10 protein-coding genes are annotated in these 12,581 nt (G+C 60.8%); 6 read left to right on the top strand and 4 right to left on the bottom strand.

Annotation, left to right across the window (positions count from 1 at the left end; translation table 11 throughout):
• Positions 1–346: 346 nt before the first annotated feature.
• A complete protein-coding gene (locus M0H32_RS15005) occupies positions 347–1,249 on the bottom strand; it encodes a pirin family protein (RefSeq protein WP_248155410.1) in 903 nt (300 codons plus the stop codon).
• A gap of 222 nt (positions 1,250–1,471) precedes the next feature.
• Between M0H32_RS15005 and M0H32_RS15000 the strand changes: the two genes are divergently transcribed.
• Genes M0H32_RS15000 through M0H32_RS14985 form a run of 4 tightly spaced genes read left to right on the top strand, consistent with a single transcriptional unit; the run spans position 1,472 to position 4,566 of the window.
• A complete protein-coding gene (locus tag M0H32_RS15000) occupies positions 1,472–2,395 on the top strand; it encodes an ABC transporter ATP-binding protein (protein ID WP_248155408.1) in 924 nt (307 codons plus the stop codon).
• A gap of 4 nt (positions 2,396–2,399) precedes the next feature.
• Complete coding sequence (locus M0H32_RS14995; RefSeq protein ID WP_248155406.1) at positions 2,400–2,870, top strand: GNAT family N-acetyltransferase; 471 nt, start codon at positions 2,400–2,402, stop codon at positions 2,868–2,870.
• 17 nt (positions 2,871–2,887) lie between these two features.
• Entirely contained in the window at positions 2,888–3,649 is a 762-nt protein-coding gene (locus M0H32_RS14990; protein WP_248155404.1) for an ABC transporter permease, read from the top strand.
• A gap of 26 nt (positions 3,650–3,675) precedes the next feature.
• Positions 3,676–4,566, top strand: coding sequence for a D-alanyl-D-alanine carboxypeptidase family protein (locus tag M0H32_RS14985; RefSeq protein WP_248155402.1), 891 nt, complete (start codon positions 3,676–3,678; stop codon positions 4,564–4,566).
• Here M0H32_RS14985 and M0H32_RS14980 read toward each other — a convergent pair.
• On the bottom strand, positions 4,538–5,752 hold the full coding sequence (locus tag M0H32_RS14980; RefSeq protein ID WP_248155400.1) for a GGDEF domain-containing protein: 1,215 nt from the start codon (positions 5,750–5,752) through the stop codon (positions 4,538–4,540). The two genes, M0H32_RS14985 and M0H32_RS14980, sit on opposite strands and share 29 nt — an antisense overlap.
• A 414-nt stretch (positions 5,753–6,166) precedes the next feature.
• Between M0H32_RS14980 and M0H32_RS14975 the strand changes: the two genes are divergently transcribed.
• Complete coding sequence (locus M0H32_RS14975; protein WP_248155398.1) at positions 6,167–9,880, top strand: tetratricopeptide repeat protein; 3,714 nt, start codon at positions 6,167–6,169, stop codon at positions 9,878–9,880.
• A gap of 62 nt (positions 9,881–9,942) precedes the next feature.
• Here the strand turns inward: M0H32_RS14975 and ilvC are convergent, their stop codons facing one another.
• Positions 9,943–10,962, bottom strand: a complete 1,020-nt coding sequence (gene ilvC, locus M0H32_RS14970) for a ketol-acid reductoisomerase (protein ID WP_248155396.1) — start codon at positions 10,960–10,962, stop codon at positions 9,943–9,945.
• Between the two features lie 103 nt (positions 10,963–11,065).
• Positions 11,066–11,716 (bottom strand): TetR/AcrR family transcriptional regulator, encoded by a 651-nt coding sequence (locus M0H32_RS14965; RefSeq protein ID WP_248155394.1) that lies wholly within the window; start codon positions 11,714–11,716, stop codon positions 11,066–11,068.
• 280 nt (positions 11,717–11,996) lie between these two features.
• Here M0H32_RS14965 and M0H32_RS14960 point away from each other — a divergent pair, with 280 nt between their 5' ends.
• Positions 11,997–12,437, top strand: coding sequence for a L,D-transpeptidase (locus M0H32_RS14960; RefSeq protein ID WP_248155392.1), 441 nt, complete (start codon positions 11,997–11,999; stop codon positions 12,435–12,437).
• Positions 12,438–12,581: the final 144 nt, after the last annotated feature.

Genomic DNA, 12,581 nt, shown 5'->3' with positions numbered 1-12,581 from the left:
GCTCACGTGCTAGCGTCGAACCCGCTTCCAGGGCAGGATCGAACCTCGTGTCACTTCTAGCCGGTATTGATTGGAGGAGCCAATACCTGTGGTCTGGAAATTTCTCCTTGTGGCCGGACCCTGTTCGTGTGCCGGGGGTGTTTGTCAGATTTCGATCCTGACACCGCACCGTTAATATTGGCAAACCCTAGTGTGGTGAATTTGAAATTCGCTTCTATGGTCGCTGCAACAATGAGGCGAATTTCAAATTCACCACACTAGAAACATATGCTTGCTAGCCACCCTTTTGAATCTGAAATTCTTTCCGAGTATGCCGGGAAATAAGACGAACTTCAGATTCGGGTGACTAGCGGATGAACGTGCCGTTCTGCAATTCGCTGACCGCCTGGATCAGTTCCTGGCGCGTGTTCATGACGATCGGTCCGTGCCATGCGACCGGCTCCTTGATCGGCGCGCCGGAGACGAGCAGGAAGCGGATGCCTTCGTCGCCCGCCTGGACGACGATCTCGTCGCCGGACCCGAAGATGACCAGGGAGCGGTTGCCGGTCTCGTCGCGGATCTTCAGTTCCTCGCCGCCAAACTCCTTTTCGGTCAGCACGCCAAACGGGTCGGACGCGCCTTCAAATGTGCCGGAGCCTTCGAAAATATAAGCGAAGGTCTGCTTGTAGGTGTCGACCTTGAAGCGTTTTTTCCGGCCCGCGGGCACATGGATGTCGAGATATTGCGGGTCGGCGGCAATGCCGTCCACCGGGCCGCTCTTTCCCCAGAAGCTGCCGCAAATGATGCGCGCCGAAGTGCCGTCGTCGTCGACGACCACCGGAATGTCCTTGGCAGTGACATCCTGATAGCGCGGTTCGGTCATCTTCAGCGAAGAGGGCAGGTTGGCCCAGAGCTGGAAACCGTGCATGCGACCGTTTGCGTCGCCCTTGGGCATTTCCTGATGCATGATGCCCCGGCCGGCGGTCATCCACTGGACGTCGCCGGCACCCAGATTGCCGGTGTTGCCCAAGCTGTCGCCATGTTCGACGGTGCCGGCCAGCACATAAGTGATGGTTTCAATGCCCCGGTGCGGATGCCAGGGAAAGCCTTTCAGATAGTCCTCGGGGCGCTCGTTGCGGAAGTCGTCCAGCAGCAGGAACGGATCGAGCATCTCCGGGTCCTGAAAGCCGAAGACGCGTTCCAGCCGGACACCGGCGCCTTCGAGGATCGGTTGCGTCGAGCCGATATGGGTGACGGGGCGGATGGACATGTTCTTTTCCTTCAAGGATCTGGCTTTCCGGAAAGATAGCGGTTCTCTTGCGGAAACCCAGCCGCACGTGGGCAAACGCTGTGTTTCCCAAACCGAAACAGTCGAATGCCTGAACCGATTTAAGGTGCGGCCTTGTATCTTGCGGTGGTCTTGCCCACATGCCAATGTGCTCACCCCTTGGCCGTCCGGTCAAAAAACCAATCTCCTAGCCGGTTGGAACCCATGTCTCCGATATTGTCCGTCCGCGACCTGGAAAAGACCTACGATGGCGGTTTCCAGGCTCTGAAATCCGTATCCCTGGACATCCGGCAGGGCGAAGTCTTCGCTCTTCTGGGACCGAACGGGGCCGGCAAGACCACCTTGATCAGCACGATCTGCGGCCTGGTGACACCGACCTCCGGCAGCATTTTTGTCGGCGGGCACGATGCGTTGAAGGACTATCGCGCGGCACGGCAGATGATCGGCCTGGTGCCGCAGGAAATGCCGACGGCGCCGTTCGAGATGGTCGGCGACACGGTTGCCTTCAGCCGGGGCCTGTTCGGCCTGCCGCCCAACAGGGAGCTTGTCGACAGCATCCTGAAGGACCTGACGCTTTACGAGAAGCGCGACAACCCGATCATGGCGCTCTCCGGCGGCATGAAGCGGCGGCTGCTGGTCGCCAAGGCACTGGCGCACGAACCGCAGATCCTGTTTCTCGACGAACCGACTGCCGGCGTCGACGTGGAACTGCGCCATGACATGTGGCGCATCGTCGGCGAGCTCAAGAAAAAGGGCGTCACCATCATTCTGACCACCCACTATATCGAGGAGGCCGAGGAAATGGCCGACCGGGTCGGGGTGATCAACAAGGGTGAGATTGTCCTGGTGGAAGACAAAGCGGAGCTGATGCGCAAGCTCGGCCGCAAGCTGCTGACGCTCAATCTCGCCGAACCGCTGTCGGAAGTGCCCGCAATTCTCTCGCAGTACGATCTCTGCCTCGAGGACGAAGGCAGCAGCCTGGTCTATACCTATGACAGCCAGGCGGACCGCACCGGAATCACATCGCTGCTGACGGATCTTTCCAAGGCGGGCGTGCGCTTCCAGGACCTGCAGACCGACCAGTCTTCGCTCGAGGACATTTTTGTCGATCTCGTGAGGCAGGGATAGGGCGATGCCGGAGACCTTCACGATCCGCAGGGCGGAGTTGGCTGACCGGGACGCGCTGACGGACCTGTGCATGCGTTCCAAACAGTCCAACGGATACGACGATGCCTTCATGGCCATGTGCGCCGAGGAGCTTGCGGTCCGCGATAGCTGGATCCTCGACAACGACTTCTGGCTGGCCGAGACCGAAACGGGGGCTCCTGTGGGCTGCATCCGGCTTTCGGTCGCCGAAGACGGCGTCACCGGCGAACTGGAGACCTGTTTTGTCGATCCGGACTGGCAGGGCAGGCAGGTCGGCCGGACGCTGTTCGAGGTTTTCCTGCTGCGGTCGCGGGAGCTGAACCTGACCCGGATCGGTCTGGACGCGGATCCGTTCGCCGAGCCGTTCTACGGCCACATGGGCTTTCAAACAATCGGCCGGACACCGTCCGGCTCGATCCCGGGGCGCAGCTTGCCCCGCATGGAACTGACACTTTAACTGGGGCGACGGGGCAGATGAATTTCGAGGCGATCAAGTCGATCTACGTTGCGGAGATGGCACGCACCCGGCGCACGATCATGCAGAGCGTGATCTCGCCGGTGATCTCCACCGTGCTCTATTTCGTGGTTTTTGGAGCTGCCATCGGCTCGCGCATTTCGGAAGTCGACGGCGTCAGCTACGGCGCCTTCATCGTACCCGGCCTGATCATGCTGTCGCTGATGACCCAGAGCCTCTCCAACGCGTCCTTCGGCATCTATTTTCCGCGCTTTACCGGCACGATCTTCGAGGTGTTGTCCGCGCCGGTATCTTTCCTGGAAATCACCATCGCCTATGTCGGCGCGGCGGCCACCAAGTCGGTGATCGTCGGTGTCATTATTCTGATCACGGCCAGCTTCTTCGTGCCGCTCGAAATCCAGCATCCTTTCTGGATGGTGGCCTTTTTCATGCTGACCGCGATCACCTTCGCGCTGCTCGGTTTCATCATTGGCATCTGGGCCGACAATTTCGAAAAGCTGCAATTCGTTCCGCTGCTGATCGTCACGCCGCTGGCTTTTTTGGGCGGCAGCTTTTATTCCATCAACATGCTGCCGGAATTCTGGCAGAAGGTCACGCTGATCAACCCGGTGGTCTATCTGATCTCCGGGTTCCGCTGGAGCTTCTACGGTCAGGCCGATGTCAGCCTGTGGCTGTCGCTGGTGGCCACCATGATCTTTCTCGGCGGCTCGCTGGCCGTCGTGCATTGGATTTTCAGAACCGGTTACCGCCTGAAACCTTGAGGCGCCGGTCAGATTACGGGTTTGGAATGGGCTGCATCACCACTTTGAAACGCGCCGCTGTTGTTGCTCTTGTCGCGCTGCTGGCGGCCTGCCAGACCGCGCAGGGACCGACAACGGCGTCAGCGCCCGCAACCGCGACACCCGCAGTCCAGAGCGCGGCCCCGCCGGTCATCAATTACGCGCCGGCCAGCGCGGTCGAGCGCGGCTTTTCCGCGCTCGTCATTGATGCCTCAACGGGTGCGGAGCTCTACGCCGTTGAGGCCGACGCCCCGCGTTATCCCGCGTCCCTTTCCAAGATGATGACGCTTTACCTCCTGTTCGAGGCCGTCAGCGAAGGCCGCTATTCCCTGTCGTCGCCACTCACCGTGTCGGCCAAGGCCGCCGGGGAGCCGCCGGCCAAGATCGGCCTGAAAGCGGGCTCGACCATCACCGTGGAACAGGCGGCACGGGCACTGGCGGTAAAGTCGGCCAACGATGTTGCGATCGTGGTGGCGGAAAACCTGGCCGGAAGCGAGGCGGCCTTTGCCCGCCAGATGACTGCGCAGGCGCGTGCGCTGGGCCTCAGCCGCACCCGCTTTGTAAACGCGACGGGACTGCCGGATACGGCCCAGGTGACTTCGGCGCGGGACATGGCCAAGCTCGGCCTGGCGCTGAAAAGCAGCTTCCCGCAATATGGCAGCTATTACCGTGCGAAAACCTTTTCCTATAACGGGCGCACCTTCCGGGCGACCAACAACCTGGTCGGCAAGGTTGCCGGTGTCGATGGTCTGAAGACCGGTTACATCCGGATGTCCGGCTACAATCTGGTCGCCACCGCAAATCGCGGCGGCAAACGGCTGATCGTCGTGGTGATGGGCGGACAGAGCGAAGCGGCGCGCGACAAGGAAGTCACGCGGCTGATTGAGGCCTATTCCTGAGTTTGCCGGCGACGCCGTTCACCAGCTCCCTCTCTTCGGACGCACTGTCCGCGAAGGAGACCCGGTTGCGGCCGGCTTTCTTGGATTTGTAGAGCCCCTTGTCGACCGTCTGCAGAATATCGGTCGAGGCAAGGGCATTGCCGTCGCCGTGATAAATGCCGGCCGAAGCGGTCAGGCGGAAATCATCCGGTGCGAATTCAAAACGGAGGCCGGATATGCGTTCGCGCAACCGGTCCGCCACCTTGTAGGCATTGTCACGTGAGATAGAGGGCAGCAACACGGCGAATTCCTCGCCGCCAAGCCGGGCGAAACAATCGTTCTGGCGCAGATGCGCCTTTACCTCGGAGCTGACCCTGACCAGGGCCTCGTCACCGGCAACATGACCATAGCGGTCATTGACCTGCTTGAAATGATCTAGGTCGAAATGCACCAGGCCGAAATCCTCCCGCTCTCTACCGTCAAGCAGATCCTCCAGGCGCTCCTGGAATTCACGCCGGTTGAAAGCGCCTGTGAGCGGGTCGCGCCGGGCGGCTTCCTCGTTGCGCCGGGCGACAAGCTCGAACGAGAGCGCCAGAGAGAAGGCGCCGGTCAGCGTGACGAAGACCAGGGCGCACATCAGGTGAATGTCCAGGATCATGTCGGCGATCATGCCCGGACCCTGCGGGCCGCCCGTGACCAGGCCATGCACGGTCCGCAACACGCCTTCGACGCCCAGGAAGAAGAATGCCAGGATCAGCCCGATCGGCGACAGCAGTCCGCGGAAGGATTTCGTCGCATAGGTGCTGATGATCGCGACGGCGATGAGCGTGAAGATCACATTCGACGCCGTGTAGGCGAGGGCGTAGTTGGGCAGGAGAAAGGCGCAGGCGGCGACGAGCAGGTAAGCGGAGGCCGGCGCAAAGACATTGCCGAGGCGGCTTGGCAGATCGGCGATCTGGCGTGCGGCATGCCAGTGGAAACCGAAGCCGAGCAGCAGCAGCGCGTTGGGCAGGAGATAGACGGCGAGGGGCGGCAGGTAATCGTCGAGTGCGAAACACACCAGGGCAGCGGCCAGCAGTGCATTGGCGCCGGCCCAGCTGAGCCAATGCGCACGAGGGCTCACCTGGAAGGAGATTGCCAGGAAGGTGATCGAGAAGATCGACAGCAAAAGCACATTGGCTGAAAAAAGTGTCGATGGATCTATCAAGACTGTCTCCGCCTACGGCCCCCCAAACCGAAAATCACCGCATAACCTTAGGGGAAGAGGTCTTGCGATCCGGTTAGTGATCGGGAAAAAAATTTCATTAAAATGAGAGGCTTATCAGTCGAAAATCATTCTTCTCCATCGCGAGATATACCGATCGAGTAAGCCCGGGCGTCAGCATGGTTGGACACCAATTCCTTGCCGTTCCGGAAGTTGTCTGCGGGGGAAGCGCGCGGTAAGAGGGAGGTCCCGGGCCGTATGGACGAATTGGTATTGGCCGTGGCACCTGCCCAATTCGTCCACACGGCCCGGGCGCCGGGATGCAGTCCGCGCAGTATGCGCTCCAGTGTCTGTCGGCGCGAGAAACCGGTGGGGTCTTCGGCCGTTGGTGAAGGCTCTGGTTGTTCTGGGTGGGCAATGAGACTTCTTGGACTTGCACTCGCTTTTGTCCTTCTTTCCGCACTTGGTGCACACGCGGTTTCCCCCAAGGCCGGCGACAAGGAGCGAGACTGGAGCGGACACGGCCTGCGCCAGTATTTTTCTCAACCAGTGTCTCCAGCGCACAAATTTCCTGACGCGGTTCCGGACGCAGGCGAACTCGAAAAACTGCTTGCCCGAGAGGCCGCGCAAGACCCGGAAGACCTGTTTCGCCTTGGTCTGGCCTATGAGTCAGAGGCGCTCTGGGAGCCCGACAACAAAAAGGCCTTTTCCTATTTTCAGCGGTCCGAAGCCCTCGGCTATCCCTATGCCAAGGCGCAAGTCGGCTATTATTATGAAACCGGTCTCGCGGGTGTTCAGGATTACGAAAAGGCGGTTTCCTTCTACCAGGACGGCGCCGATTTCGGTGACGCCTGGGCCGGTCTTCGTCTGGGATACATGTATCTGGACGGGCTCGGTGTTCGAAAACATGAAAGCCAGGCTTTCTTCTGGATCAATTGGGCCAGTCAGGCGGGTGTGACCGAAGCCATCGTCGCACTGGGCTGGCTTCATGAATTTGGAATTGGCACGGACAAGGACATCGAGGAGGCCGCCGGCCTCTATGCCAGGGCCGGAGACGAGGGCCTGCCGAGCGGCTGGGTCCTGCTCGGGCTGCTGCATGAGCATGGGACCCTGGGACAAGCGGACTTGAAACAGGCCGTCGCGCTTTACCGAAAGGCAGCCGAAGCCGGCTATGGCCAGGGAAAACATCATCTTGGAACCATGTATTACTGGGGCCGGGGCGTTGAGGAAGACAAAACGCGGGCGATTGCCCTGTTTCGCGAGGCGGTCGATCTTGGCTATGTCGACGCCCATGTCTCGCTGGGCCTCGCCTATGAGCAGGGCGGCGGTGTGAAACAGGACTATGCCGAGGCCGCGGGGCAATACCGGTTGGCAATCGACAAGAACAGAGGCCCCCGTGCGCTTGCCTATCTCGGCTGGCTCCATGCGGAAGGTCTCGGCGTTGAGCAGGATTTGGAAACGGCGCGGGCGCTTTATGACGAAGCATCCGAAGCCGACGACCTGTTCGCGCTGACCGAATTGGGACTGGGCTACATAGCCGGCGCAGCTGTGACCGGAAGCGATGTCAACAAGGGACGCCGGCTGCTTGAGAAGGCTGCGGACGCGGAGCATCTTCCGGCCATCCTGTCGCTTGGCGAAATGTACAGCAGGGGAAATGGCGTTGCCGTGGATCCTACTGCGGCGGCGGGCTGGTACCGGAAGGCCATCGACCTTGGCAGCGTAGATGGCATGCGCGAACTTGGCACCCTTTACGAGGATGGCGAGGGGGTCGAACAGGACTACGGACGTGCCCTGGAGCTTTACCAGCAGGCTCTTGATCGGGGGAGCCAGGGCGCACTTCTGGATCTCGGCGTGCTTTTTACGACCGAAGCCTTTTCCGGACATGATTACGAGAAGGGCCTGAACTACCTGGAAAAAGCATATGCTGCGAATGTCGATGCCTCGGCTGCTGTGCTCGGCATTGCCTATTTCGATGGGGAATGGGTTGAGCAGGACCTGTTCCGGGCACGGGGCTATTTTCAGAAGGCTGCGGAAAACGGCAACTGGTTAGCGTCCGCCTATCTCGGCTATCTGGAAGAGAACGGGCTTGGCGGGCTGAAGGAAATACACGCGGCCATCCGCCACTACGAGAGCGCCGCCGAAGGGGGAAACCTCTACGCGGCACAGCGTCTCGTCGAGCTGTTTACAAAGGGAACCTCGGTCACACAAAGCCGGAAAAAAGTGCTGAGATGGCGCATCCGGGCGGCGGAGCTGGGCGATGCCGAGGCCGCCTATGCGGCCGCTGAACAGCTCTCCGGCGGATCTCTTCTCGGGGACTTGCCCAAAGCGTCCGAGCTTTACCGGCTGGCGGCCGACAACGGCAATCTGGATGCCTCCGTCAAATGGGCCCGCATGCAGATTCTTGATGAGGTGCCGGGCGCGATTTTCGATCTGGGCCTGAAGGAACTCAGCCAAATCGCAGCGACACAGCCCTTGTCGGCGCTCGGGGCTCTCTCCCAGCTGGTCAGCGACGGCGCGGATGCGGACAGTCATTGGCAGAAGCATCGTGAGCGCGAGCTGTTTCTGGGGCTGGCAAAGACCTACGGCATCATCTTTCCCCTCGATTTGGAAGCGGGCGAAGCGCATCTTCGCAAGGCGCTGGATTGGAACTCGGCGTCCTTCCCGGCAGCCCAACTGGGCCTTTCAAGGCTGCTCTCCAAAACTCTTCCCGAAACGGATGAGGCCAATGCGGAGATCCTGGGCCTCATCAGCCTTGCTGCCAATCAAGGCAATCTTAGCGCCCAGTTCGCTCTGGGCCAGGCCTATGAGAGCGGACGCTTCCTGGGCAGGACCCTGGTTACGCCCGACACCAAAAAGGCCTTGATGTGGTACGGTCTGGCCGCGAAGGAGTCGGCTGACGCGCGTTATTACCATGCCGCCTTGACCGGCAAGTCCGACCCGGAGGAGGGCATCCGCCTTCTGGAGGATCTGGCGGCTGCCGGTCATGCGAATTCGGCGCTGAGCCTCGGCAAGATCCTCGGTGACCCAACCGAGACAGCGACATACGACCCGGTCCGGGCACTGGCCTGGCTGGAGAAAGCCGCAAGACTGGGGCAGCCGCAGGCCGCGCTGGAGATCGGTTACCTGCATGACGACATGGTACTTCCGGGAACCGACCGCACGACCGGTTTCAGGATCATGGAAAAAGCGGCGCTGGACGGGAACACGGACGCTTATGCCGTCGTTGCCTGGCGTTACCAGAACGGCCAGGGCGTGGAAAAGGACGTCCTTAAAGCCGAGACCTGGTACCTCAAGGCGATTGAGGTTGGTGACGACACCGCCCGAAAATACCTTGCGCGACTTTATCTTTTCGAAGAAGCCTTTGGTGCCGACAAGAAGCTCTCCGGCCTCGAGACAATTCAGGATCTGGCGGCCTCTGAAGACCCGGGTGCAATGCTCACCCTGAGCAATCTGCATGTAAAGGGAGAAATCGTCTCGAAGGACCCGACCAGGGCGCTCGAGCTGCTAGAAGGGATCCGCGCGCTCGACCCCGTCCGTGGGCACCTCAATCTCGGCTATTTCTACTATTCAGGCGATGACAGCAAGGTCGACTATGCGCGCGCGTTTCATCATTTCAAGATCGCTGGGGAGATGGGCAATGCAGCCGCGCTGAACGCGATGGGCTGGATGTATCGCAACGGTCTCTACGTCGCGCAGGATCAGGCTGAAGCGGCGCATTTCTACGAGGCCGCGGTCCGGAAGGAGAACATATACGCCTATGTCAATCTCGGTGTGCTCTACCGCGATGGCGCCGGTGTCGCGCAGGATCACCTCAAGGCAGTCGAACTGTTCAGGAGGGCGATGGATCGCGGCTATCCGGGAGGGGCTGCCAACATCGGCTGGATGATGCTGCATGGCTGGGGGCTGCCCAAAAACCCGGAAGAAGGCCTTGCCCTGATCCGCAAGGCTGCCTCCGAAGACGATGGCGACGGCAAGTTCTATCTCGCCAGCCTGCTTGAGGCAGGCGAGCACATGGACAAGGATCTCGACCGTGCGCGGGAGCTTTACCAGATGGCCGCCGACAATGGCGACTGGGAAGCTCTCGCAGCGCTGGCGCGCCTCGGCGAGCATCGGGACGACACAAATCACTGAGCAGCAAAAAGGCCGGGCATTGCTGCCCGGCCTTTCCATTTGGTCGATGGGGCGCCTTGCGCTTAGTTCTTGGTCTTGTCGACGAGGGCGTTGGACTTGATCCACGGCATCATGCCGCGCAGCTTTTCGCCGACTTCCTCGATCTGGTGACGGTCGTTGAGACGGCGGGTCGCCTTGAACTTGGCGGCGCCGGCCCGGTATTCCTGCATCCAGTCGGAGGTGAACTTGCCGGTCTGGATGTCGGTCAGGACGCGCTTCATTTCCGCCTTGGTTTCAGCCGTCACGATGCGCGGACCGGTGACATATTCACCCCATTCCGCGGTGTTGGAGATGGAGTAGTTCATGTTGGCGATGCCGCCTTCGTAGATCAGGTCCACGATCAGCTTCACTTCGTGCAGGCACTCGAAATAGGCCATTTCCGGAGCGTAACCGGCTTCGACCAGGGTTTCGAAACCGGCGCGGATCAACTCGACGAGACCGCCGCACAGAACGGCCTGTTCGCCGAAGAGGTCGGTTTCGCACTCTTCCTGGAAGGTGGTTTCGATGATGCCGGAGCGGCCGCCGCCGACGCCGCATGCGTAGCTGAGGCCAAGGTCAAGCGCGTTGCCGGAGGCGTCCTGGTGGACGGCGACCAGGCACGGCACGCCGCCGCCCTTCTGGTATTCGCCGCGCACGGTGTGGCCCGGGCCCTTCGGAGCGACCATCAGAACGTCGACGGAAGCCTTCGGCTCGATCAGGCCGAAATGCACGTTGAGGCCGTGGGCAAAGGCGATGGCGGCGCCGTCGCGGATGTTGTCGGTAATGTGGTCCCTGTAGATGTCGGCCTGGAGTTCGTCCGGGGTGGCCATCATCATCAGGTCGGCCCAGGCGGCAGCTTCCGCCACGGTCATGACCTTGAAGCCGTCGGCTTCAGCCTTCAGCGCGGTGGTGGACCCGGCGCGCAGGGCAACCGCAATCTCGGTGCAGCCGCTGTCTTTCAGGTTCATGGCATGGGCGCGGCCCTGGGAGCCGTAGCCGATGATGGCGACTTTCTTGGATTTGATCAGGTTGAGATCAGCATCACGATCGTAATAAACGCGCATGGGGTATCCTTTCTCCCGTCTGCAGTTCTGTCTTTATCAAGGGCCGGCCTTGGGGCCGGTCGTTGGTGTTTGAGGTGTTCCCCGGTGGATCCGGCGGCGGGGCTTAAGCCCCGAACAGCCGGTAATAGCGGTCGACGGCCGTTTCGGCCTGGGATTTCAGATCCTTCTCGGCCGGGCTGGCGGCCTCGCCGAGAAGAAGGCGGATGTGAACGTCGCGGATCGCCAGGCCGTAGAGCACCTGGTAGGCGTCTTCCGAGTCGTCGAATTTCAAAAGCCCGTGACGGCGGCCGCTGTCGAGCATGGCGCGGGCTCGGGCGGAGATCATGTGCTTGCCGCGCACCAGCAGCAGATGGCCGAGCCGGTTGGAATTGGTGTTGCTCTGGCCGATGGAAAGCCGATTCAGCGCCAGCGAGCTTTCGGAGAACAGAACGCCGAGCAGGGCCTCGACAAAGGCGGTGACATGGGCGCGATAGGTGTCGGCATCGGCGGTCGCGCCGGCCTCGGACGGAAACTGCACCTGGCTGGCCTGGAAGGCGACAACAGCGGCAAGCAGCCCGTCCCGGTCGCCGAACCACTTGTACAGGCTTTCCTTGGAGCAGCTGGCCGTGCGGGCCAGACCCGCGGTTGTCAGCGCCTTCTCGCCACCTTCCACCAGCAGCGTCAGGGCATGCTGCAAAACCACCTGCTGGCGCGGCGAAAACTCGGGCGCTGCGTCCGGGCGGGAGGTGGCAATGTCAAAGGCGGTTGCGGGCATCTTGGTCTGATAGGTCGGTTGCGAAAGGGGCTCTAGCTGGTGAACCGTACGGTACGGTTCGGGTTATGGCAAAGCTCTCACGGCAGGTCAAGAGGGATTTTCAGATCTTTTCGTGCTGCTACCTCACGCAGGGAAAGGCGCAGGTTTCAGGTGCGGTTCGGCGGGTGCATGTAGTAACGATATGTTTTTACACTTGATAAGGAATGTTCCTTCAGAATACCTTCTGATGTCCATTTTCAACAAAAACAATAACCTCATGAGTACATTGGGTGGCTAAGTCATGTTCAATTGGAAAAAGTTTACGTTTGTGCCGTTTCTGCTGGCGTTTTTTGTTCTTGGTGCTCCCGCTGCCGAGGCCGCGCAGCGGGTGACGGCCAAGATCGATCTCTCCGAGCAGCGGCTTTATCTCTATGTCGATGGCCGGCTGCGCAGCAAATGGCCGGTCTCGACCGCCCGGCGCGGCTACCGCACCCCAACGGGAAGCTGGCGGCCGACGCGTCTGGAACGCGACTGGCATTCGCGCAAGTATAATTGGGCGCCGATGCCCTATTCGGTCTTCTTTTACGGCGGTTATGCCATCCACGGCACGACGGATCTCAAACGCCTCGGCCGTCCGGCCTCGCACGGCTGCATCCGCCTGCACCCGAAAAACGCCGCTCATCTCTTCAACCTCGTCCGGCGGGTCGGCCGTGCCAACGCGAAGGTCGTGATCACGCGGTGAGAGTTAGGGGCAGGACTCATTAATTTGATCGAAATGGCGCAACAAACGGCAACGAGTTGCAAGGAAAAGCGCGAAAAGCGGGCTTCCTGCCCGGTTGAGCGGTTTGACGCAGCAAATCAAAGCCGTTTTTGCGTCCCTCCGGGA

It is taken from the genome of Roseibium sediminicola (assembly GCF_023156505.1).
In the GTDB taxonomy this organism is placed as follows: domain Bacteria; phylum Pseudomonadota; class Alphaproteobacteria; order Rhizobiales; family Stappiaceae; genus Roseibium; species Roseibium sediminicola.
Note: the sequence above shows the minus strand (reverse complement) of the source record. Positions and strands in the feature narration are given on the sequence as shown.

Coding starts and splice junctions, on each gene's coding strand:
- M0H32_RS15005 (WP_248155410.1), bottom strand. CDS start 1,249: ATGTCCATCCGCCCCGTCACCCATATCGGCTCGACGCAACCGATCCTC.
- M0H32_RS15000 (WP_248155408.1), top strand. CDS start 1,472: ATGTCTCCGATATTGTCCGTCCGCGACCTGGAAAAGACCTACGATGGC.
- M0H32_RS14995 (WP_248155406.1), top strand. CDS start 2,400: ATGCCGGAGACCTTCACGATCCGCAGGGCGGAGTTGGCTGACCGGGAC.
- M0H32_RS14990 (WP_248155404.1), top strand. CDS start 2,888: ATGAATTTCGAGGCGATCAAGTCGATCTACGTTGCGGAGATGGCACGC.
- M0H32_RS14985 (WP_248155402.1), top strand. CDS start 3,676: ATGGGCTGCATCACCACTTTGAAACGCGCCGCTGTTGTTGCTCTTGTC.
- M0H32_RS14975 (WP_248155398.1), top strand. CDS start 6,167: ATGAGACTTCTTGGACTTGCACTCGCTTTTGTCCTTCTTTCCGCACTT.
- ilvC (WP_248155396.1), bottom strand. CDS start 10,962: ATGCGCGTTTATTACGATCGTGATGCTGATCTCAACCTGATCAAATCC.
- M0H32_RS14965 (WP_248155394.1), bottom strand. CDS start 11,716: ATGCCCGCAACCGCCTTTGACATTGCCACCTCCCGCCCGGACGCAGCG.
- M0H32_RS14960 (WP_248155392.1), top strand. CDS start 11,997: ATGTTCAATTGGAAAAAGTTTACGTTTGTGCCGTTTCTGCTGGCGTTT.